Source organism: Streptomyces sp. NBC_01498 (assembly GCF_036327775.1).
Lineage (GTDB): Bacteria > Actinomycetota > Actinomycetes > Streptomycetales > Streptomycetaceae > Streptomyces.
The window spans coordinates 5,958,159-5,980,883 of record NZ_CP109598.1 but is presented as its reverse complement, the minus strand read 5'-3'; the positions used below and the strand labels follow the sequence as shown (position 1 = coordinate 5,980,883).

Sequence of the window (22,725 nt, the reverse complement as noted above, 5' to 3'; positions counted from 1 at the left end):
GCTAGATCACTCCCATCAGCGGGCCACCGGGGAGGGGGACGCCGAGCAGGTTGTTGAAGAGGAAGTAGGTGACGAGGGAGAGGCTCGCGGCGATGAGCGGGTCGCGCCGGAGGTGCCGGCTGCCGAGGGCGTACGCGGAGCCCCAGAAGAGCAGGGCGCCGGATATGGGGAAGCCGAGGGGGCCGATGAGGACGGCGTTGGCGAGGAAGACTCCGGCGAGGAGCAGGACGGTGCGCCAGTCGCTCGGTTCGCTGAGGTCGATGTCCTCGCCGCCCTCGGCCTCGCCCCGGCCGCCGCGCAGGACGTCGAGGCTGAGGAGGACGGCGACGATCAGCAGGCCGATGCCGACGACGATCGGTACGGTCTTGGGGCCGACCGGGCCGCGCTGGGTGATGTCGACGTCCATGGTCAGGGCGTCGGTGAGGACGAGGACCCCGATGACGAACAGCATCAGTCCGACGCCGAGTTCGGAGTGGTCGCGCAGCCAGCCGTGCGAGGCGGAGGTCCCCTTGCCGGGAGCGGGGGCGGGCGCGGGGCTCTCGCCGGTGGCGGGCGCCGCGGGTGGGGTGGTGGGTCGGTCGGTCACAGCCCGAGCTCCTTCAGGACGGATTCCACGCGCTTGTCCTCGGCGGCGAGGAAGTCGCCGAATTTCTCACCGGTGAGGAAGGCGTCGTCCCAGTTGTTCTTCTTGAGCGAGTCCTGCCACTGGGCCGAGTCGTGCAGCTCTTCGAAGAAGTGGACGAGCTTGTCGCGTTCGGCGTCGGAGAGTCCGGGGGGTGCGACGACGCCGCGCCAGTTGGTGAAGTCGGTGTCGAGTCCGGCCTCGCGCAGGGTGGGGGCGTCCATGCCGGGGGTGCGCTCGGGGCCGGTGACGGCGAGCAGCCGCAGTTCGCCCGCCTCGATCTGGTCGCGGTACTCGCCGAGACCGGAGACGCCGAAGGCGACCTTGCTGCCGAGGATGGAGGCGAGGAGTTCGCCGCCGCCGTCGAAGGGGATGTAGTTGACGGTCTTGGGGGCGATTCCGGCGGCCCGTGCCATCAGCATGGGCGCGAGGTGGTCGGGTCCGCCGGGCGAGGAGCCGCCGCCGACGGGAAGTTTGGACGGGTCCTTCTTCCAGGCGGTGAGCAGGTCGTCGATCGTCTTGTACGGGGAGTCCTTGGCGACGACGACGATGTCGGTCTCCTCGCTGATGCGGGCGATCGGCGTCGCGTCGGCGAGGGTCTTCTGCGAGTTGTTGGTGCGTACGGCGCCGACGACGCCGAGGCCCATGGAGACCACGAGCTTGCCGTTGCCGTGTTCGCTCACGGCGCGGGCGAGACCGACGGTGCCGCCCGCTCCGGGCAGGTTGAAGACCTCGATGTTGTGGTTGAGTTCGGCGTCCTCGGCGTCCTTGGCCAGGGTGCGGGCGGTGATGTCGTAACCGCCGCCCGGCGTGTTGGGGACCATGAAACGCAGGCCGGGAATCTGTGTACCGGTGTCGCCGCCACTGCCCGCGGAAAGCAGCGGCGGACCCACCAGCACCATCAGCGCGGCCCCGAGGAGGGCGAGGGGAGTGCGAAGTCGCACGTGTGGCCGCCTTTCAGGGATGCAAGGGGTGGGGCAGTGAGGTGGCCCACATGTTGCCTTCGTGTTAAGAACCTGTCTCTCTTCCGGAATCAACGGACGTTGTGGTCGTTACGGTCGCGGCTTAGCGTGACGACGTGACAAAAGTGCTGGTGGTGGACGACGACTTCATGGTCGCGAAGCTGCACGGCCGCTATGTGTCCGCGATGGACGGGTTTGAGGTCGTCGGGGTGGCGCACAGCGGCGCCGACGCGCTGCGCGCGGCCGAGCGGACCCGCCCCGACCTGGTGCTCCTGGACATCTATCTGCCGGACATGGACGGCATCGCCGTGCTGCGTGAGCTGCGGGCGGCGGAGGAGCGGGACGCGACCCGTACGAGTGTGGACGCCCTGTTCATCACGGCGGCGCGGGACGCGGGGGTCATCCGGGCGGCGCTGCGGGCGGGGGCGCTGCACTATCTGATCAAACCGTTCAGCCGGTCGGCGCTCCAGGAGCAGCTGCGGCACGTGGCGTCGCTGCGGACCCGGCTGGACCGGCTGGGCGAGGCGCGTCAGGAGGACGTCGACCATATCTTCGGGACGCGTCCGCCGGGTTCGCGTGAGCTTCCGAAGGGGCTGGCCGCGCACACGGCGGAGCTGGTGGAGCGGACGCTGCGGCGTCACGCGGAGGGGCTGTCGGCGACGGAGTGCGCGGACGAGGGGGCGCTGTCGCGGGTGAGCGCGCGGCGCTATCTGGAGTACTTCGCGGACACGGGCCGTGCGGAGGTGACGCTCCGGTACGGCGGGACGGGCCGCCCGGAGCGGCGCTACCGCTGGGTGGGGTGAGGGCTGCGGGTGGTGGTCACGGCGCCGCCGACGGCCGGACCGAGGGTGGCGGGCACGCGGACGGGTCGGTTCACCCGCCCGACTGGATGTCCCCCCGGGTGGAGGAGGTCATGGCGTCCCCGTGGGCGAAGTCGCCCGGCGGGATGCCCGGATGGTGCCCTTCCCCGCCGGCCGGTCCGGCCGCCGCCGCTGCCGGGCCGAGCGTGAGCCGGGAGACGATGCGGTAGCGGTCGCCCCGGTAGAGCGAGTGGACGTACTCCACGGGCCGGCCGGTGGTGTCCGAGGTCAGCCGCTCGAACAGCAGCGCCGGGGAGAGTTCGGGCACGTCGAGGAACCCGGCCTCCGCGCGGGTGACGACGGTCGGCTCGATGGCCTGCACGGCCTCGTGGACATGCACCCCGTGGGTGTCCCGCAGATGTTCGTAGAGATCGCCGCTCTCCAGTTCCTCGGCCGACAGGCCGGGGGCGAGGGCCGCCCTGATGTGCAGATGCTCGATCGCCATCGGGGTGCCGTCGACCAGCCGCAGCCGGGCGACGTAGAGGATGTCCTCGGCGGGTGACATACGGAGCTTGCGGCCGACCCGGGCGCCGGCCTGGTGGGTGGTGAACTCCAGCAGCCGGCTCGACCACGTACCGGCCGCACGCGGCACGGTCAGGGTGAGGTCCGCCGAGACCAGTTCCTGGGTGATCTTCGCGGGGGCGACGAACATGCCGCGGCCGTGCTCGCGGACCAGGAGCCCGGCGGCCACCAGCTCGTCGATCGCCGAGCGCACGGTGGGCCTCGACACTTCGAGCAGCGCGCACAGGGCGCGTTCGGAGGGGATGGCGTCCCCGGGGCTGCGCGACTCGATCAGCTCCAGGACGGCGTCACGGGCCCGCTCCCGTTTGAGCACCGTCCCGGGTACGTCGACATCCATGGTGTCCCCCTCCGGACGCCCGCATCACTCAGCGGCCTTGTCGGTCTTATCAGCCGGACCAGACTTACCAGTTCACGCGACCAGTACGCCAACCGACTCTACTGGTCAGGTCAAGTGTAGCCGCCACTGCGACGAGCGAAAGCACCGCGAAGTCCGCCGAGATCACCAATGCCCTTTTCCACAAGGGGGGTTGACGGCCTCATTGGCCCATGCCACCTTCATCCAGCATCAAGTGGTGAGCTGTCCAGTGACCCTCACTGGTCAGGTGGTCAGGTCGTGCTCTCTCCGAGGTGAATCGTGAAGTACCGCTTGCTCGCCGGTGGGTCCGTGCTGGTCATGGCCGCCGCGCTCAGTGCCTGTAGTACGTCCTCCGGCCCCGCCGACGCGAGCGGCGACGGACGGACGACGGTCGATGTCTGGCTGATGCGTGACAGCGTGTCGGCGGAGTTCCAGAAGGAGTTCGTGGCGGGTTTCGAGGCCGCGCACCCGAAGATCAGGGCCGAGATCCAGATCCAGGAGTGGGACGGCATCGGCCAGAAGATCACCGCGGCCCTCGCCAGCAACGACGCGCCCGACGTCATCGAGGTGGGCAACACCCAGGTGGCGCAGTTCGCGTCGAGCGGCGGACTGCTCGACCTCACCGACAGCAAAACGGAGTTGAAGGGTGAGGACTGGCTGAAGGGACTCGCGGAGCCGGGTTCGTACGAGGGGAAGCAGTACGGCATCCCGTACTACGCGGCGAACCGGGTCGTCGTCCACCGCACCGATCTGTTCGAGCGGGCGGGCATCGACGCCGCCGCGATCAGGACACGCGAGCAGTGGATCGAGGCGACGGCGAAGCTCAACAAGGGCGGCACCCAGGGCATCTATCTCCCCGGCCAGCTCTGGTACGCGCTGGGCGGCTTCATCTGGGACGAGGGCGGCGACTTCGCCACCGGGTCGGGCGACGAGTGGAAGGGGTCGCTGGACACCCCGGAGGCCCTGCGCGGCATGGAGTTCTACGGGCGGCTCCAGGCGCTGGGCAAGGGCCCCAAGGACTCCGACGAGGACGATCCGCCGCAGGCCGAGGTGATGGCGAAGGGGCAGGTGGCCCAGATCATCGCCACCCCGGGCCTGGCCAACGCCGTGCTCGGGAACAACGCCCGGCTCAAGGGAAAGCTGGGCTTCTTCCCGATCCCGGGCAAGACCGCCGACGCTCCGGGCGCCGTCTTCACCGGCGGCTCCGATCTGGTCGTCCCCGCCGCGGCCGGGCACCCGGACGAGGCGCTGACGTTCATCAAGGAACTGACCGGCGACACCTGGCAGAAGAAGCTCGCCGTCGCCATGAGCTACGTACCGAACCGGACCACGCTGGCGGCGGCCGTGGCGGACGATCCGGGCGCCTCCGCGATGGCGGTCGGCGCGGCGAACGGCCACGCGACACCCAACACCCCCGGCTGGGCCGCCGTGGAGGCCGAGAACCCCATCAAGGACTACATGACCGCGGTCCTCGTCGGCGGTGACCCGGCGAAGGAAGCCGCGAAGGCGTCGCAGGACATCACCCGGGCCATGAACGCCGGCTCCTGATCCCCGGACGGGGGTTCGGGCCCGGCCACGGGCCCCTGGCTGTTCTCCCCAACACCTCCGAGAGGGATTCCGCGAAAGGGATTCCACCGAGAGGAGGCGCGCCGTGCCGGTCATCCGCGAGCGGACCGCACCACGCACCCCCCAGCACCGACCGGCCCCCGGCCCCCCGGCCGGACCGCGGGAGCGGCGGCGTTCCCGCCCGTCGCCGGGCCTCTGGCCGTACGCCCTGATCGCGCCCGCGATCGGCGGCATGCTGTATCTGCTCGTCTACCCGCTGCTGCGGGCCGTGGTGATCTCGTTCCAGGACTTCGGGCTTCGCCAACTGATCAGCGGGGACGCGGAGTTCGTGGGGCTGCGGAACTACCGCACACTGCTCTCCGACCCCCGTTTCTGGGAGGTGACCGGCCGCACCTTCCTCTTCATGGCCGTCAACGTCGTCCTGATCATGGTGCTCTCCACCCTCGTGGCGCTGATGACCGAACGGCTGGCGAAGACCGGCCGCACCGTCGTCCTCAGTGCGCTGGTGCTCGCCTGGGCGATGCCGGTGGTGGCGGCCACCACCGTCTTCCAGTGGCTGTTCCACTCCGAGTTCGGCATCGTCAACCGGGCCCTGACCACCGCGGGTTTCGAGTCCTTCGACCGCTACCCGTGGTTCGCGAACGGCACCGCCGCCTTCACGATCCTCGTCGTACTGATCGTCTGGCAGTCCGTGCCGTTCGCGGCGATCACCCTCTACTCGGCGCTCACCACGGTCCCCGCCGAGCTGTACGAGTCGGCCCGGCTCGACGGGGCGTCGGGCTCCCGGATCTTCCGCTCGGTCACGTTCCCGATGCTCCGGCCGATCTTCCTGCTGGTCTTCTCGCTGGAGGTGATCTGGACGTTCAAGGCGTTCGTCCAGATTTGGGTGATGACCCGCGGCGGGCCGGGCGACGCCACGACGATCCTGCCCGTGTACGCGGTCCAGACGGCGCTCTCCAGCCAGCGCTACGACCTGGGCTCCGCGGCGTCGATGCTCACCGTGGTCCTGATGTCCGGGGTGCTCGTCCTCCACTTCCGTCAGATGCTCCGCCAGGAGGACGAATCACGATGACCCCGCTTCGTCCCCGAGTCCGCCGGATTCCGCTGAACGCCGCCGCCGTGGTGACCGTCGTGGTGTGTCTGTTCCCCGTGTACTGGATGATCTCGACCGCCTTCACTCCGTCCCGCGACATCCGGTCGGCCGATCCCCGGCTGATCCCGGGCACCTGGACGCTCGACCACTTCCGCAGGGCCGTGGGCGCCGACGGCTTCGAACTCTTCTGGCGCAACAGCGTCCTCGTCACCCTCGGCGCGGTGCTGCTGTCGCTGCTGGTGGCGCTCGGGGCGGCGTTCGCCGTCGCCCGGATGCGCTGGAAGGGCCGGCGGCATTTCATGCTGATGGTCTTCATCGCCCAGATGGCTCCGTGGGAATCGCTGATCATCCCCGTCTACATCATCTCCCGCGACACGAACATGCTCGACCGGCTGCCGACGCTGACCCTGGTCTACTTCATGATCACGCTGCCGTTCACGATCGTGGTCCTCCGGGGCTTCATCGGCACCATTCCGCCCGAGCTGGAAGAGGCGGCGCGGGTGGACGGCTGCACCAGGACCGGTGCGTTCCGGCGGGTGGCCCTGCCCCTGCTCGTGCCCGGTCTGATGGCGACCTCGCTCTTCGGTTTCATCACCGCGTGGAACGAGTTCGCCTACGCCAACTTCCTGATCATCAAGGAGCAGGACAACCGCACCCTGCCGGTCTGGCTGTCGTCCTTCCAGAACACGTTCGGCACCGACTGGGGCGCCACCATGGCCGCCTCGACGCTCTTCGCCCTGCCCGCGCTGGTGATCTTCCTGCTGCTCCAGCGCCATGTCACCGCCGGCTTCGCGGCCGGCGCCGTCAAGGGCTGATCCGCGAACACGACCCGACGTACCGAACCCGAAGAAGAAGACCGGACAGAGAAGAACCGACCAGGAAAGCCCGGCGAAGAAGACCCGCGAACCGTCCGAGATCCGAACTCCCGGAGGCCACCCGCCGTGTCACCGTCACACCCCGCACTCTCCCTCGTCCCCCGGCCCCGCAAGGTCTCTCCCCGCCCCGGCCGTCTCATCCTCGACGCGGACACCGCCCTGCGGTCCCTGCCCGGCACGAAGGCGGCGGCGGATCTCCTGCGCGGCCTGCTCACCCCGGTGACCGGACTGCCGTTCCCGCCCTCCCCCGACGGACAGATCGTGCTGTCGCTGGACCCGCGGCTCGGCGGACTCGGTGAGGAGGGGTACGGGCTCACCGTCGGCCCGGGGGCGCTGACGCTGCGTGCCGCGCGACCCACCGGCCTGCTGCGCGGCGTCCAGACGATCCGTCAACTGCTGCCCGCCGATGCCCTGTCGGGCCAGGTCCGGGGCGGGTCCCGGGAGCTGCCCTGCGTCGAGATCAGCGACGCGCCCGCCCACCCCTGGCGCGGCGCGATGCTCGACGTCGCCCGGCACTTCCAGCCCGTCTCCTATCTGCGCAGATACGTGGACCTGCTCGCCTTCCACAAACTCAACACCCTCCATCTGCATCTCACCGACGACCAGGGCTGGCGCATGCCGGTCGACGCCTATCCCCGGCTGACCTCGGTCGGCGGCCGGCGGAGCGAGTCGATGAGCCGGCCTCCGGGCCGGGGCGACGACCGGTTCGACGGTGTCCCGCACACGGGGTCGTACACCAAGGAGGAACTGCGGTCCCTGGTGGGCTACGCGGCGGAGCGCGGGGTGGACGTCGTGCCGGAGATCGAGATGCCGGGACATGTACGGGCCGCCCTGGCCGCCTACCCGGAGCTCGGCAACCACCCGGAGCGCGGCCTCGACGTCTGGACCCGGTGGGGTGTCTGCGACACCGTGCTCGGCGTCCACGACGGGGCACTCGACTTCTGCCGGACGGTACTGGACGAGGTCATGGACGTCTTCCCGTCCCCGTACATCCATATCGGCGGCGAGGAGTGCCCGACCACCGAGTGGGAGAACAGTCCGGCGGCCCGCGCCCGCGCCTCGGCCGAGGGGCTCGACGGACCGGCGGCGCTGCACGGCTGGTTCATGGGCCGGATCGGGGAGTTCCTGGTGGAGCGGGGCCGCAGGCCCGTCGGCTGGGCCGAGACCGGAACCGAACTGCCCCTCGACTTCACGGTGATGACCTGGCGCGATCCGGCACACGCCCTGGCCGCCGCCCGGCGCGGCCACCAGGTGGTGACCGCCCATCACCGGGCGACCTACCTCGACTACGCGCAGTCCGCCGAGCCCGACGAACCCCCGGGCCAGCCCGGCGAGCCGGTCGCGCTTCACGCGGTGCACGGCAACGAGCCGGCACCGGGCAACTGGGCGGCCGAGGAGACCGCCCGTGTGCTCGGTACCCAGGCGCAGTTGTGGACCGAGTACGTGAAGACGCCGGACCGGATCGAGTACCTCACCTATCCCCGGCTGTGCGCCCTCGCGGACCGGGCCTGGTCCGGCGGGCGCGGCGACTGGACCGGATTCGTGGAGCGGCTGCGCCACCACACCGCACGGCTGGACGCCCTCGGTGTCCGCTACCGCCCGCTCACCGCACGGTCCCTGACGACCGTCCCCGCAGGTACGGCGCCACCCCGTCCGTGATTCCCCGCCCCTCCCCCACCACGTTCCGGAGAGGAACACCCCATGAGGAAACTCGCCAAGAGCCGCGTCCGCGCGGCAGCCGCCGCCGCTGTCACCGTGGCCCTGAGCTGTACGGCGCTGGCGGCGATGCCCGCCTCCGCCGGCGCCGCGGCGGCCGACGGGCTCGTCGTCCAGTACCGCACGAGCGCCGCCGGGGCGACGGCCGACCAGAGCGAACCCTGGCTGAAGGTGCGCAACACCGGCAGCACCGCCGTACCGCTGAGCAATGTCAAGGTGCGGTACTACTTCAAGGCCGATTCGGCCTCCGCGGCCTACCGGTTCGCCTGCTCGTGGGCGGTGAAGGGCTGCGCCAACATCACCGGGACCTTCGGGACGCCCGCCAACCCGACCGCCACCGCCGACCGTTACCTGGAGATCGCGTTCACGGCGGGGGCCGGATCCCTGCCCCCCGGCGCGGACACCGGTGACATGCAACTGCGGTTCCACCGGACGGACTGGCAGCCGCTGGGGCAGAGCGACGACTACTCCTTCGGCGGGGAGCGGGCCACGTACGGCGACTGGTCCCGGATCACGGCGCACCTCGGCGGCGCGACGGTCTGGGGCGAGGCACCCGGCGGCAACGGCCCGACCGACCCCACGGATCCCCCGGACCCGACCGACCCCGCCGACGGTCCCACCCTGTTCGACGACTTCAACTACAGCGGCCACACCGATCCGAGGATCGCCGCGAACGGCTGGAGCGTTCGCGCGAACTCGGGCGGCCCCGGGGTGCCCGGGGCCGGCTGGGCGCCGGAGAACGTCACGTTCGCCGGTCAGGGCGGCAACTCGGTGATGAACCTGGAGACGTCCACCGCCGGTACGGCGGCGTCCACCGAGCAGACGGAGATCCTCACCCGGTCCATGAAGTTCCGGAACGGGACCTACGCGGCGCGGGTGAGGTTCAGCGACGCGCCCAGGTCCGGCCCCGACGGCGACCGGCTCGTCCAGACGTTCTTCACCATCAACGACCTCAAGGCCCCGATGGCGGACGACTACGCGGAGTACGACTTCGAGTATCTGCCGAACGGCGGCTGGGGCGAACCGGCCAACATCCTCTACACCACGTCGTGGGAGACCTACCGCCCCGACCCGTGGGAGGCCGTAAACCAGCACAGCGAGGCCCGGCAGAGCTACGCCGGGTGGCACGACCTGGTGGTGACCATCGACAACAGCGCCATCACCTACTACGTCGACGGCCGGCACTTCGGCACGCACGGGGCCGCGTATCTGCCGGAGCGGCCGATGTCGATCAACTTCAACCAGTGGCTGATCGACCTGGCGGGCCAGACCAGCACCGCGCCGCGCTCGTACGACCAGCAGGTGGACTATGTGCTGCACGTGAAGGACCAGGTCCTCAGCCCCGCGCAGGTGGGCGCGCTGGTGAGCGGGTACCGCGCTGCGGGCACGACCTTCGAGGACACGGTGCCGGCCGTCTGACGGGCCGGCAGCGGGTCCGGTCCGGTTCGATCCCAACGGTCGCTTAGCGACGGCTTACTTGAAACTTAAGCCGACCATAAGAATCCTCCACGCCCCGTACTCGCAGGCTGTTTCGGGGTTTCGAGGGGCTAGCTTGCTGAGGGCCGGAGCGGGACGCGGCCGGTGGCGCCGTTCAACGGAGGTCACGCCGCCGGGAGTTGTCCCGCTCCGCACCCCCAAGCTCGTGCCGCCCGAAGGAGAACCCATCCATGACCGCTCGTCGCAGGACCGCCGGGATCGTCGTGCTGAGCGCCGTACCGCTCCTGCTCGTCGGAACGGCCGCCGTCCCGGCAGCCGCCCACGGGTCGATGACGGACCCGGTCAGCCGGGTTTCCGCGTGCTTCGCGGAGGGCCCGGAGAGCCCGAAGTCGGCGGCGTGCAAGGCGGCGGTGGCGGCCGGCGGGACGCAGGCGCTCTACGACTGGAACGAGGTCAACATCGCCGCCGCCGCGGGCAACCACCAGGCGATCATCCCCGACGGCAAGCTCTGTTCGGCGGGCCGTGACAAGTACAAGGGCCTCGACCTGCCGCGCGGCGACTGGCCGTCGTCGCCGTTCACCGCGGGCAACCGCACCTTCACCTACAGGGCCACCGCCCCGCACAAGGGCTCCTTCGAGCTGTACGTCACCAAGGACGGGTACGACCCGGCCAAGCCGCTCGCCTGGTCGGACCTGGAGGACAAGCCGTTCGTCACGGTCACCGACCCGAAGCTGGAGAACGGCTCGTACGTCTTCAACGGGATCGTCCCCAACAAGTCGGGCCGCCATCTGATCTATTCGATCTGGCAGCGCTCGGACAGCCCCGAGGCGTTCTACACCTGCTCCGACGTGGTCTTCGGCGCCGACACCGGCGGTTCGCCGGCCGCTCCCCAGGCGTCCGCCCCCTCCGAGGCCGATGTCGAGGAGGGCGCGTCCCAGTCCACCGTCGACCACGGCGGGCACGGCGGCGACACCCCCGGCGAGGCGGAGGAAGCGGTGAAGGAAGCCGCAGGGGACACCGGGAAGGACACCGGCGAGAAGCCCGCGACCGGCACGGAGACCGAGGCCGCCGGGGCCAACACCCCCGAGGCGAACGGCGCGGACGCCGACACCGGCGCGCCGCAGCCGGCGGGCGGTTCGGAGAACCTCGCCGAGACCGGTGGCGACAGCACGACCCCGTACATCGCGGCAGGTGGCGCGGCGATCCTCGCGGCGGGCGCGGCGGTCATGTTCGCCACGGTGCGCCGCAGGGCGCAGCCCGCGGGCGGCGGCCGGCACAGCCGCTGACACACGGGCACGCGGGCACGGGCACGCGGGCACGCGGGCACATCGAGGGAGTACGTCGCACGAGCACGTCACTGAGTCGCACGTCGCACGTCACGCGGGGCCCGGACCGGTCGTCGGTCCGGGCCCCGCGCCGTGTCACGCTCAGCCGATGACGGACGCGCAGGTCGTCGGCGTGGCGCGGCCCGGGTCGAGCGCGTTGGCCACCTCGTGGAACGCGATCCGGTCGATCAGCCCGATCGCCAGATGCTCGGAGAGGTTCACCGCGCACAGGTCCTGAAGGGTGACGTTCCGTACGCCGGGCCCGGACAGGAACTGGCTGCGGTACGGGGTGACCACCTGGTCGTAGCGGGTCGCGATGACGGTGTACGCGACACCGGGCACCGTGTCACCGCCCGCGTTGAGCTTGGTCAGGAAGGCCGACCCGGCGATCTGGTCGGCGAGCCCGGGGGTGTTCTCGGTCAGCAGGTCCTCGGCGCCGGGGAAATGCGGCAGCAGCTTCGTCAGTCCGAGGAGGGTCGTGCCGTGGTTGTCGGGCGCGAGCCCGACCAGGGCGTTCACCTTCTGGGCGCCGCCGAGGAACTTGAGGTAGTAGCGCGGCATCATGCCGCCCTGCGAGTGGCCGACGATGTCGACCTCCGGGGCGCCCGTGGCGGCGAGCACCCGGTCGACGTACGCGCTCAGCTGCCCGGCCGAGGTCTCGATGGGGCCGAGGCCGTGGAAGAACGGCACTCCGGGGAGCTGCCCGTAGTCGAGGGAGAAGACGCAGTAGCCACGGGCGACCAGGTACGGGGCGAGGCCGAGCCAGTTGTCGACGGAGTTGGCGAAGGTGCCGTGGACCAGGACGACGGGGCGGGGGTGGGCGGCGGAGGGCTTGCAGGAGTAGTTGTTCCATCCGCTGCTCGCGGCGGCGGCGTTGACGGAAGCGGGGGCGGGTGCGGTGACGGCTGTCGGGGCCGCGGTGGGGGTGGCCGCGGCGGCGGGGGCGGTGGTGGCGACCGAGGCCGCGAGCAGCAGCGCCGCCAGCGGTCCGAACGCGCGTTTCCAGGGCAGCATCGAGCGATCTCCTCGCGGCTCAAGGGGAAAAGGCGATGACTGTCAGCCCTGTGGCCCGGACCACACAACTGGCTGTGTTCATGCCAAGTTACGCATGGGTAGGAAGGAGAAGGGAAGTTACGCGTCGGTAAAATCACGCGTCGCACGCGTCGGCGGAACGGGTGGACCCGAACGAACGCCGACGCCCCTCCCCCGTACCGCCGTTCACGCCGTTCATGCCGTCCGTCACCGTGCGCACCGCCGTTCATCGCCCCCGGGACGGCGTGCGCCAGATCCGGATCTCGGTGGGCGGACGGTGCTCCGCGAACCGCCCGTCGGGCGCCGCCTCCCGCAGCAGCGCGCGCAACTCCCCCTCGAACTCCGGCAGTCTGTCGCCGAACAGATGCGGCGCGGCGTCCGACCGGGAGAACACCCAGGCCACGAGGGCGTCCGCCGGACGGTCCACCACGTCCCCGGCCGGTACGACATGCCGCTCGACGTCCCCGAACCCGGCCCGCGCCAGGACCAGTTCCTCCCGGCCGGGCGTGCCGTTGACGAGCGTCCCCTGCCCCGCGCGCCGTACCGGCCCCAGATACCGGCGCACCAGTGCGGCGATCCGCTCGTAGGGAGGGGCGGGCCGCGGCAGGGGCGTCGTCACGGCGGGCGGGTTCCGCGACTCCGCCAGGAGCACGAACACACCGCCCGGCTCCAGCATCTCCCGCACCACGGCGGCGGTCCGGTCGCGGTCCGTCCAGTGGAACGACTGGGCGAACACCACGGCCCGGAACTCCCCCAGCCCGGCGGGCAGTTCCTCGGCGCGGGCGGCCACCCACCGCGCGTTGCCCACCCCGCGCCGCCCGGCCCCCCGCGCGGCCTCGGCCAGCATGTCCTCGTCCGGATCGACCCCGACCACCTCACCGACGTACGGCGCCACGGCGAGCGCCACGGTGCCCGGCCCGCACCCGACGTCGAGCAGCCGCCCGCGCCCGTCCAGCCCGAGCACCCCGGCCAGCGTCCGCGCGAAGCCGGGAGCGTACGGCACCCGCCCCCGCTCGTAGTGGGGCGCGCTCCCCCGGAACAGGCTGCTGTCCCACTGCCATCCGTCAGGCATGCCGGTTCCGCTCCGTCCGGTGGAGGTGGTCCGGGTGGAGGTCGTCCCGGTGACGGAGGTCCGGGTGACGGAAGTCCGGGTGACGGAAGTCCGGGTGACGGAGGTCCGGGTGACGGAGGTCCGCCGGGCGCGAGCGGCTCCGGGACCCCACCGGCGCCCCGGGTCGTCGGCCGTCGGGGGAGGATGCGCCGATGCTTCGGGAAGATGTCGCGGGATCCGCCACCCGCCCGGTCGGGTGCCTGTTGCCCCTGAGCGCCGGCGGGGTCGTGGCGGGGGCGACCGTCTGGGTGGTCGCCCACATCTGGGACACCTGCGACGTGGGCGTCAACGGGTCCGCCAACGCCGGTGTTCCGCTGTTCTGTTCGCTGGCCATGTGGGGCGTCTTCTCCGTGCTGTGGGGCCTCGTTCTCACGCTCCTCGGCGGCCGGGGAGCCGGGAAAGCCTATGCCGTCGCGATCATCGCCGGTGTCGTCGTCGCGTGGGGGACGATCGCCTGGATCGGCGTTCTCGACTCGTATCCGGCACCCGTGTGTCCGGGAAAGTCCCCTCGTGGTGGCCGGGTCTCCTCCCCGTGCAGCTCCCCGGCACGGTCCGCCGGTCCGCCAGGGCCGCCGGGCGGACGGTGTGAAGGCCGAAGCGGTGGCGGACGCGGTCCATGGCGGACGCGGGCGCGCGAGCGCGGCCGACGGCGAGGTCCGGGGAGAGCCGGTGGCGGGCGCGGCCGGCCGGGAGCAGGCGGTCGGCGCGGCCGGTGAGGACCGGCGAGGACCGTACGACATTTCGCCTGGCCGGCTCCGTACGGAGGTACCCGAGCGCTTCGCGTACGACAGCGCCGACTCGAATCGCACGCACGTTCGATAGTGGTCTATGGTGGCGTGACCACCCAGAACATGCCTGTGTGGTCACACATAAGCCGGGGGCGGTCAGTGGTGAGGTGGTCCAGATGCGCGGTTTTACGCATCTGCACGCCGTCTCCGGGTTCTCCCTGCGGTACGGCGCCTCACACCCCGAACAGCTCGCGGAGCGGGCGGCCGAGCGAGGGATGGACGCGGTCGCCCTGACCGACCGGGACACCCTCGGCGGCGCTGTCCGCTTCGCCAAAGCGGCGGGCCGGGTCGGCGTCCGCCCCCTGTTCGGGACGGATCTCGCCGTGGACGCGCCTCCCCGGGCGGCCGGACGCACGGAGCGGCGGCGCACGCCGGCCCGTGGCGGCGCCTTCGTCGACGAGTCGGCACAGCGCGTGGTCTTCCTCGCCCGGGAAGGGGCCCGTGGCTGGGCCGAGCTGTGCCGGCTGGTGAGCGCCGCGCACGCGGACACGACAGGAGGCGGACGCCCCCTGCTTCCCTGGGACGCCCTCGGCGGGGAGCACCTCACCGTGCTGCTCGGGCCGGCCTCGGACGTCGGTCGCGCGCTGGCGGCCGGGCGGCCGGACCGGGCAGCCCAGCTGCTCGCTCCCTGGCGGGAGCGGTACGGGGACGCGATGCTGCGCATCGAGGTCGTCTGCCACGGCCTCAGCGGCACCGGCACCGGTTCGCTGCGGCTGGCGGCCCGCGCTCTCGGCTTCGCCGTCGACCAGCGGATCGCCCCGGTCCTGAGCAACGCCGTGCGCTATGCCGACGCGGGCCAGGGCCCGGTGGCGGACGTGCTGGACTCCGCGCGGCGCCTGGTGCCGATCGATCCGCGCGGCGAGCGCGACTGCGGTGAGCGATGGCTCAAGCCCGCCGCGGCCATGGCCCGTATCGCCGAGCAGGTGTCCGACGCCGCCGGATATCGCGCGAACACCGCGCGCCGGCTGCTCGAGGTGACCGAGGAGACCGCCGCGGCCTGTCGTGTCGATCCCGAGGACGACCTGGGGATGGGCCGCGTGCACTTCCCCGAGCCGGAACTCGTCAACGCCCATCGGCGCACCCCCGAACGGGTGCTGCGGTCGACGTGTGCGGCCGCGATGCTGCGGCGCCGCTACGACCGCGACCGCGCCCACTGGGAGCGGCTGGAGGAGGAGCTGGGTCTGATCGAACGGCTGGGGTACTCGTCGTACTTCCTCACCGTCGCCCAGGTCGTCGCCGATACCCGCGGGCTCGGTATCCGGGTCGCCGCCCGGGGCTCGGGCGCGGGCTCCCTGGTCAACCACCTTCTCGGGGTCGCCACCGCCGATCCTGTCGAACACGGCCTGCTCATGGAGCGTTTCCTGTCCGAGTCCCGCACGGAACTGCCCGACATCGACATCGACGTGGAGTCCGCCCGTCGCCTGGAGGTCTACCGGGCGATCATCGACCGCTTCGGCCCGGAACGGGTGGCCACCGTGTCCATGCCGGAGACCTACCGGGTGCGGCACGCCGTGCGGGACGCCGGCCTTGCCCTCGGCCTGGATCCGGCCGAGGTCGACCGGCTTGCAAAATCGTTTCCTCATATCCGGGCCCGTGATGCCCGTGCCGCTCTGCGGGAACTGCCGGAACTGCGCGGAATCGACCCGGAGGCGTACGGTCCGCACCTGTGGGACCTGGTCGAGGGCCTGGACGCGCTCCCCCGCGGGATCGCCATGCACCCGTGCGGCGTACTGCTCTCCGACGTCACGCTGCTGCGCCGCACACCCGTCGTGCCGACCAGCGGCGAGGGCCTGCCGATGTCCCAGTTCGACAAGGAGGACGTGGAGGACCTCGGGTTGCTCAAACTCGATGTGCTCGGGGTGCGCATGCAGTCCGCGATAGCGCATGCCGTCACCGAGATCGAACGGACCACCGGACGCCGCATCGACGTGGACGACACGGCACACGTGCCGCTGGACGACCCGAAGACGTATCAGCTGATCAAGTCCTCGCAGACCCTGGGCTGCTTCCAGACCGAGTCGCCCGGCCAGCGCGACCTCATCGCCCGGCTCCAGCCCGAGACCTTCCACGATCTCGTGGTCGACATATCGCTGTTCCGGCCGGGGCCGGTCGCGGCCAACATGGTCGATCCGTTCATCAAGGCCCGGCACGAACGGCGGGCACCCCACTATCCGCACCCGGACCTGGAACCCGCGCTGCGCGAGACATACGGCGTGGTCGTCTTCCACGAACAGATCATCCGGATCCTGTCGGTCATGACCGGCTGCTCCCCGGCCTTCGGCGACTACACCCGGCGGGCACTGTCGCACGCCGGCGGGACAGGACGAATACGGGCGTGGTTCGCGCAGGAGGCGCGCGGGCGCGGATACGAGGAGGAGGTCGTGGAGCGCACCTGGGAGATCATCGAGGCGTTCGGGGCGTACGGCTTCTGCAAGGCACACGCGGTCGCCTTCGCCGTGCCCTCGTACCAGTCGGCCTGGCTGAAGGCGCACCATCCGGCCGCTTTCTACGCCGGTCTTCTCACGCACGATCCGGGGATGTATCCGAAGCGACTGCTGCTCGCGGACGCACGGCGGTGGGGGGTGCCGATCCTGCCCCTGGAGGTGAATGTGTCGGATGTCGCTTATAAAATCGAACTGGTGTCTGATGATGAGAGTGATCGGTCGGTCTCCGGCATTCGACTCGCCCTGTGCGACGTACACGGGATGAGCGAGAGCGAAGCGGAGCGGATCGTCGCGGGGCGCCCGTACAGCTCGCTCCAGGACTTCGTCTCCCGGGCCCGGCCGTCCCGACCGGTCGGCGAACGTCTTGCCCGGGTCGGCGCCCTGGACGCCTTCGGACCCAATCGCCACGATCTGCTTCTGCACCTCACCGAGCTGCAACGCGGCCGGCTGCGTTCTTCGCAGGGGCAGTTGACGCTGAGCGAGAGCGGCGGGGCCCGGAACACGGTCGCACCCGCCCACCTGCCGGACCTGGACGACGCCGGACGGCTCGACGCCGAGCTCGGAGTACTCGGCATGGACGCCTCCCGCCATCTCATGGGCGACCACCAAGGGCTGCTGGACGAACTCGGCGCGGTCTCCGCGAAGCGGCTGAAAGACCTGCCGCACGGACAGATAGTGCTCGTCGCCGGCGCGAAAGGGGCCGTTCAGACCCCACCGGTCCGCTCGGGCAAGCGCGTCATCTTCACGACGCTCGACGACACGACGGGCCTGGTGGACTGTGCGTTCTTCGAGGACAGCCACGACGCCTGCGCGCACACCGTCTTCCACTCCTGGCTGCTGCTCGTGCGTGGCGTGGTGCAGCGCCGCGGCGGAGGAAGCGGCAAGGCGATCTCGGTGACCGGCTCCGCCGCCTGGGACCTCACCGAACTGGCCGAACTGCGCCACGAAGGCGGCCTGTCGGCGGTGACGGAAGAACTCACCCGGGCCGGCCAGGCGCCGGGCAGAGCCACGAACGACCGCAGCCTCCACCTGGAGACCGGTTACGCACTGCATCCATGGGCGGATCTGCAACCGCCCGGGGAGTCCGTCAAGCAGAGCCGCAAGCTGTGGCACCAGAGCCCGGGGAGCGCGGGATGAGCATCCTCTGCGTCCACTTCCACGACCTGCCGGACGAGCAGCTCTACCCTCGCCTTCTCGCCCTGCTGACCGAATACACGCCCCTGGTGCAGGCGCTGCCTCCGGACAGCGCGCTGGCCGATGTCTCCGGCAGCCTGCGCTACTTCGGCACCGACGCACCGGCACTGGCCGAGCGCATCCGGGCGCGCACCGGGGGACTGTACGGGCTCCGCTCGACGATCGGTGTCGCCGCGAACCCGCTGCTCGCCCGCATGGTCGCGGCCGACGGCCCGCCCTCGGCGGTCCGCGCCCTGCCCGCCGACCTCGAAACGGTCTCCGCCTTCCTCGCGGAGAAGCCCGCCGCCGCCCTGCACGGCGTGGGACCCGCGACCGCCCGCACCCTGTCCTCGTACGGCCTGGACGGCGTCGGCAGGATCGCCGCCGCACCGCTCGGCACACTCCAGCGCATTCTGGGCGTCACCGCCGGTCGCCGGCTCCACGACGCCGCACACGGCCTCGACCCGACACCGGTGACCCCCTCGGCGCCACCCCGTTCGCTGAGCGTCGAACACCGCTTCGCCCAGGACGAGTTGAACCGGGACCGGCAGCGCGCCGGCCTGCTCGCGCTCACCGACCGTCTCGGTCTCCAGCTGCGCGCCGATTCCCAGGTGGCCCGGACACTCACTCTCACCGTCCGCTACGCAGACCGTTCGACGACGACCCGCACCCGGACGCTGCCCGAACCCACCGCCCACACGCACTCCCTGACAGCGTTCGTCCACGAGCTCCACGACCGGCTCGCCCTCCAGCGCGCCCGCGTCCGCGCCCTCTCCCTGCGGGCCGAAGACCTGATCACCGCCGAACTGGCCTCCCGTCAGCTGAGCTTCGACCCGACCGACGAGAAGGCCCGCCGCATCGAGGCAGCCACCGACCGCGCCCGAGACCGGTTCGGCCCCGGGGCGGTACATCCGGCAGGAGCGGCGGACCCCAACTCCCGTACCGGACAAGCATCTTGATCACGCTTCCATCACTCTTTCTTCATAATTGAGCACACGTCTTAAACATTATGTAGAAGTGTCAGAACTGATCACACGGTGCGCTGGGGGCGGAAGTTGAGACAGAGACATCGCGTCAGACACACGGGAGCGCTTCGCGGACTGGTGGCGGTCATCACCGCGACAGCCGTCATGACCGTACTGCCCGCCATGAACACCGAGGCGGTCGCGGACGAACAGAGCCCCAGACCCTCCGAAGGACAGCGGGCGCTGGCCGAGGCGAAGGATTCCGGCACGCGGGTGGAAGTGACCGGCGAGCGTTCGGAACGTACGACGGTCTTCGCGAACCCCGACGGATACTCCTTCACCCTGGAGGAGTCGTCGGTTCCCGTGAGAACAAGGAGTCGGAACGGGGGCTGGCAGCAGCCGGACGCGACTCTGGAACGACGCGAGGACGGCACGGTGGGCCCGAAGGCCGCCTCGGTGGAGATGAACTTCTCCGCCGGGGGGAGCGACGACCCGCTCGCCTCCATCGCCGAGAGCGGCCGGGCCCTCGCTCTGGACTGGCCCGGAACACTGCCCGCACCCGAACTGAACGGTCCGAGCGCCCTCTACCGCGAGGTACTGCCGGAGACCGACCTCAAAGTGACGGCGACGATCGAGGGATTCCAGCAGGTCCTCATCGTCAAGTCGCCCCGGGCGGCGGCGAACAAGAAGCTGGAGGAGCTGACCTTCGGCATGCGCGGCACCGGATTGACGGTGCGTGAGGAACCCACCGGTACGCTCGCCGCGGTCGACGCGGCCGGCCGGACCGTGTTCCGTGCGCCGACGGCACAGATGTGGAACTCGGCCGGCCGCACGGCGCGGGCGGAACTCCCCGGGGCCCGGAAGTCCGCGACCGTCATGGCGGCAGCCGAGCCCGCAGACCCCGCCGAGTCGGCTCCCTCGGGGGGCGGTCTGGAGCCTGGCCAGGGCGACCAGGTCGCCCGGATGGACGTGCGGGTGTCCAAGGACTCCCTCTCCGTGGTGCCGGACGCCACGCTGCTCTCCAGCACCGACGCGGCGGACTACCCGCTGTTCATCGACCCGACCGTGACCTGGGGCGAGTCGGAGCGCACGCTCCTGCGCAGTGACGGCTACGAGTCCTACGGGTGGGGCAACGGCGACGACGGCCTCGGCAAGGGCGCCGGCGAGTGCGGCACCTGGGGCGGGTACTACTGCGGGCCGGGCTACGTGCAGCGGCTCTACTTCGAGTTCTCGCCGACCAGCCTGAAGGGCAAGCAGGTCCTGGATGCCACGTTCCGGGTCACCGAGCCCTGGGCGTTCCAGTGCGACCCGCGCTGGGTCGACCTGGTGCGGACGAACAACATCTCCTCGTCCACGACGTGGTCCTCGCGCCCGAAGGAACTGGACCTGATGGGCGACCGGGACGTGTCGGCCGGACGTGGCTCCCTGTGCGATCCGGACTCGCCGGACGCCCCCATCGAGTTCAACGACAATCCGGACGAGACGAACGAGAACCTGACCCCGACCGTCAAGAGCTTCGCCGCGGGAAGCTTCTCCCGGCTGACCCTGGCGATACGGGCACACGACGAGTCGGACACTTCCGCGTGGAAGAGGTTCCGCAACGATGCCGTGCTCGCGGTCGACTTCGTGGGTCTGCCCGACACCCCGACCTCGATCGGGGTGGTGACCGGTACCGGAACGGTCTGCGGCAGGACCGAGTCCAATCCGACGATCGTGTCCGACCCGACACCGGCGCTGACCGCCACACCCCAGACCAAGGCGGGCGGAGAAAGCGGCTCCCAGCTCAGGATCTACTTCGATGTCGATCACAAGAACTCCGACGGCAGCTGGGGTGACACGACGGCGGGTGCCGGAGACCTGCGGCCCTCCACGGGTTATGCCGGGGACGGGGTGAAACAGACGATGTCCTGGTCGACGCTGACCGAGGGCAAGCTCTACCGTTACCGGGCCTGGGCCCGTTCGTACTACAACGGCGGCAACAGCTACTTGTCGGGCCCGTCGAACGCCACGACAACGGGCTGGTGTTACTTCAAGGTCGACCCGACCGCACCGAAAGCACCCACGATCACCTTCGGAAGCCCGTACACCCTGTGCGGCCCCAACTCGTGCCTCGCATCAGGTGGTCCGGGAGTGAAGGGGACGTGGACCTTCGCTCCCGCCGCCGGTGACACCACCAACCTCTCCTACGAGTACACGCTGTCGTCCATGAACACCTGGCCCACGGTCAGCGGCTCCAACCCGACCGTGACGATCGCTCCCGACGCCTCGGGCACGTACACACTGTTCGCGCGGGCCCGTGACAACGTCGGCCGCTACGGGGCGTGGAGCGCGGTCGACTTCCTCGTCTCCGCGGGATCGGGTCCGGTGGCGAGATACCACTTCGACGAAGCCGGCGGTGCCGCGGTCGACTCGGCCACCGCCGGATCGACCCGGCATCCCGCGACACTCGCCGCGGGCGCGACGCGCGACGACCGCGGCCGTCGGGGAATGATCACGCACAGTGCCGGCGGCGAGCCGCTGGCCACCCCCGTCGTGGACAAGGGGATGGCGCTCGACGGCATCACCGGCCATGCCTCGACGGCCGGGTCCGTCCTCGAAACCAGGTCCTCGTACACGGTCTCCGCATGGGTATGGCTGGATCCCTCGGTCAACGGCACCGTCTCGGTACTCAGCCAGACGCCCGGCACGGCCGGCCCGTGGACACAGAAGCACAGCCCGTTCGCCCTGTCCTACAGCGGCGGACTGTGGAGCTTTCGCGCCTACTCCACGGAAGGCGCCTGGTCCCGTTCGGCGTCGATCACCAGTTACCACCCCAGGGGTGTCTGGACCCATGTGACAGGTGTGCACGACGCGGCCGCCAAGAAGGTGCACCTGTATCTGAACGGCGACCTGGTCGCCTCCACGGACGCCGGAACCTCCTGGGCCGCCTCCTCCGGCAGTCTGGAGATCGGACGCACGATCTATGCCGACAGCTACATCAACCATTTCAAGGGGTCCATCGACGAAGTAGCCGTATGGCAGCGGTCCTTGACCCCGACCGAGGTGGCCGACGAATCAAAGCTCCTGACCTCCCAGAGCTATGCGGGACTGGAACTGGTCGCCGACTGGCAGGCCTCCCAGGGCAGCGGCACCACCATCGCCGACTCGACCTCCGGCTACGGCAAGAGCCTGACGCTGGAAGGCGGCGCCACGTTCGGCGACGGAGACCTGATCGTGGACGGCGTGGATGACGCCGCCCGGATCACCGGGCCGCTGGTGGACGGAACCGGGGCGTTCACCGTGACGACGACGGTGGCACTGGACGAAGCGAAACTGGCGGCGAAGGGTGTCGGCTACGTCGGCGGTGTGCTCAGCCAGGCAAGCTCGGACGGTCTGCACTGGGGGCTGTGGTACCAGGTCACGGGCATGGACACCGTGATCGACGAGACCACCTTCGAGGAGCGCACCGTACCGGTGGGCAAATGGCACTTCGGAAGTCACAACAGGGTGCAGAACAGCTTCAGTTCTGTCGTCTCCGACGAGGTCGCGGTGCTCGACAGCCCGGTGCGGCTCACCGGTGCCTACGACTCCGCGTCCGGAACCATCCGCCTGTACCTGGGCCACAACCAGAACGGTGACGCGAAGGCGTTCACCGCGGCCATCGGCTCGGGCGACTTCGCGGCCGGCAAGGGCTACTCCGGGATATGGAGCCATCATCTGCCCTCCCGGATCTCGGACATCCGCCTCTTCGCCGGCGCGGTGGCCAGTTCGGACCAGATAGACACCCACATCGGGGACTGAGCCCGAATCGGACGGGTCGCGGTCATCATCGCGGCCCGTCCTTCGCTCCGATCGGACCGGCCGGGCTCCCTCCGGGGCGCCCGGCCCGTCAACCAATCA

15 protein-coding genes are annotated in these 22,725 nt (G+C 70.6%); 10 read left to right on the top strand and 5 right to left on the bottom strand.

Annotated elements, in window-relative coordinates:
* Position 1 precedes the first annotated feature (1 nt).
* Positions 2-586: a tripartite tricarboxylate transporter TctB family protein gene (locus tag OG875_RS25450; RefSeq protein ID WP_443079196.1), complete on the bottom strand. Its 585-nt coding sequence runs from the start codon at positions 584-586 to the stop codon at positions 2-4.
* Positions 583-1,566, bottom strand: coding sequence for a Bug family tripartite tricarboxylate transporter substrate binding protein (locus tag OG875_RS25445; RefSeq protein WP_330176549.1), 984 nt, complete (start codon positions 1,564-1,566; stop codon positions 583-585). The genes OG875_RS25450 and OG875_RS25445 overlap by 4 nt, the downstream gene beginning before the upstream one ends.
* 167 nt (positions 1,567-1,733) lie before the next feature.
* Between OG875_RS25445 and OG875_RS25440 the strand changes: the two genes are divergently transcribed.
* The gene (locus OG875_RS25440; RefSeq protein ID WP_330177904.1) at positions 1,734-2,387 is read left to right on the top strand and encodes a response regulator; all 654 of its coding nucleotides are present in this window, start codon (positions 1,734-1,736) and stop codon (positions 2,385-2,387) included.
* 70 nt (positions 2,388-2,457) lie between these two features.
* On the opposite strand, the gene OG875_RS25435 is transcribed toward OG875_RS25440, so the two are convergent.
* The gene (locus OG875_RS25435; RefSeq protein ID WP_330176548.1) at positions 2,458-3,303 is read right to left on the bottom strand and encodes a GntR family transcriptional regulator; all 846 of its coding nucleotides are present in this window, start codon (positions 3,301-3,303) and stop codon (positions 2,458-2,460) included.
* Positions 3,304-3,600: 297 nt separating this feature from the next.
* Here OG875_RS25435 and OG875_RS25430 point away from each other — a divergent pair, with 297 nt between their 5' ends.
* The 6 genes from OG875_RS25430 (at position 3,601) to OG875_RS25405 (ending at position 11,294) form a co-directional block, all read left to right on the top strand.
* The gene (locus OG875_RS25430; RefSeq protein ID WP_330176547.1) at positions 3,601-4,869 is read left to right on the top strand and encodes an extracellular solute-binding protein; all 1,269 of its coding nucleotides are present in this window, start codon (positions 3,601-3,603) and stop codon (positions 4,867-4,869) included.
* Between the two features lie 103 nt (positions 4,870-4,972).
* A complete protein-coding gene (locus tag OG875_RS25425) occupies positions 4,973-5,959 on the top strand; it encodes a carbohydrate ABC transporter permease (protein WP_330176546.1) in 987 nt (328 codons plus the stop codon).
* A complete protein-coding gene (locus tag OG875_RS25420; protein WP_330176545.1) occupies positions 5,956-6,795 on the top strand; it encodes a carbohydrate ABC transporter permease in 840 nt (279 codons plus the stop codon). Before OG875_RS25425 ends, OG875_RS25420 begins: the two co-directional genes overlap by 4 nt.
* Positions 6,796-6,921: 126 nt before the next feature.
* On the top strand, positions 6,922-8,514 hold the full coding sequence (locus OG875_RS25415; RefSeq protein ID WP_330176544.1) for a beta-N-acetylhexosaminidase: 1,593 nt from the start codon (positions 6,922-6,924) through the stop codon (positions 8,512-8,514).
* Positions 8,515-8,556: 42 nt separating this feature from the next.
* Entirely contained in the window at positions 8,557-9,990 is a 1,434-nt protein-coding gene (locus OG875_RS25410) for a cellulose binding domain-containing protein (protein ID WP_330176543.1), read from the top strand.
* 248 nt (positions 9,991-10,238) lie between these two features.
* Positions 10,239-11,294, top strand: a complete 1,056-nt coding sequence (locus OG875_RS25405; RefSeq protein WP_330176542.1) for a lytic polysaccharide monooxygenase auxiliary activity family 9 protein — start codon at positions 10,239-10,241, stop codon at positions 11,292-11,294.
* A gap of 141 nt (positions 11,295-11,435) precedes the next feature.
* Here the strand turns inward: OG875_RS25405 and OG875_RS25400 are convergent, their stop codons facing one another.
* Entirely contained in the window at positions 11,436-12,347 is a 912-nt protein-coding gene (locus OG875_RS25400; protein WP_330176541.1) for an esterase/lipase family protein, read from the bottom strand.
* 244 nt (positions 12,348-12,591) lie between these two features.
* A complete protein-coding gene (locus tag OG875_RS25395; protein WP_330176540.1) occupies positions 12,592-13,437 on the bottom strand; it encodes a class I SAM-dependent methyltransferase in 846 nt (281 codons plus the stop codon).
* Between the two features lie 943 nt (positions 13,438-14,380).
* Between OG875_RS25395 and OG875_RS25390 the strand changes: the two genes are divergently transcribed.
* The 3 genes from OG875_RS25390 (at position 14,381) to OG875_RS25380 (ending at position 22,626) form a co-directional block, all read left to right on the top strand.
* Positions 14,381-17,845, top strand: coding sequence for a DNA polymerase III subunit alpha (locus OG875_RS25390; protein ID WP_330176539.1), 3,465 nt, complete (start codon positions 14,381-14,383; stop codon positions 17,843-17,845).
* Complete coding sequence (locus OG875_RS25385) at positions 17,764-18,840, top strand: DNA polymerase Y family protein (RefSeq protein ID WP_330176538.1); 1,077 nt, start codon at positions 17,764-17,766, stop codon at positions 18,838-18,840. The genes OG875_RS25390 and OG875_RS25385 overlap by 82 nt, the downstream gene beginning before the upstream one ends.
* Before the next feature lie 171 nt (positions 18,841-19,011).
* Positions 19,012-22,626, top strand: coding sequence for a LamG domain-containing protein (locus OG875_RS25380; RefSeq protein WP_330176537.1), 3,615 nt, complete (start codon positions 19,012-19,014; stop codon positions 22,624-22,626).
* Positions 22,627-22,725 lie beyond the last annotated feature (99 nt).

Excerpts from the sequence above, each read along its gene's own strand:
- OG875_RS25420 (WP_330176545.1), top strand. The coding sequence starts at position 5,956 with ATGACCCCGCTTCGTCCCCGAGTCCGCCGGATTCCGCTGAACGCCGCC.
- OG875_RS25440 (WP_330177904.1), top strand. The coding sequence starts at position 1,734 with ATGGTCGCGAAGCTGCACGGCCGCTATGTGTCCGCGATGGACGGGTTT.
- OG875_RS25385 (WP_330176538.1), top strand. The coding sequence starts at position 17,764 with ATGGGCGGATCTGCAACCGCCCGGGGAGTCCGTCAAGCAGAGCCGCAA.
- OG875_RS25435 (WP_330176548.1), bottom strand. The coding sequence starts at position 3,303 with ATGGATGTCGACGTACCCGGGACGGTGCTCAAACGGGAGCGGGCCCGT.
- OG875_RS25390 (WP_330176539.1), top strand. The coding sequence starts at position 14,381 with ATGCGCGGTTTTACGCATCTGCACGCCGTCTCCGGGTTCTCCCTGCGG.
- OG875_RS25405 (WP_330176542.1), top strand. The coding sequence starts at position 10,239 with ATGACCGCTCGTCGCAGGACCGCCGGGATCGTCGTGCTGAGCGCCGTA.
- OG875_RS25400 (WP_330176541.1), bottom strand. The coding sequence starts at position 12,347 with ATGCTGCCCTGGAAACGCGCGTTCGGACCGCTGGCGGCGCTGCTGCTC.
- OG875_RS25410 (WP_330176543.1), top strand. The coding sequence starts at position 8,557 with ATGAGGAAACTCGCCAAGAGCCGCGTCCGCGCGGCAGCCGCCGCCGCT.
- OG875_RS25380 (WP_330176537.1), top strand. The coding sequence starts at position 19,012 with ATGACCGTACTGCCCGCCATGAACACCGAGGCGGTCGCGGACGAACAG.
- OG875_RS25395 (WP_330176540.1), bottom strand. The coding sequence starts at position 13,437 with ATGCCTGACGGATGGCAGTGGGACAGCAGCCTGTTCCGGGGGAGCGCG.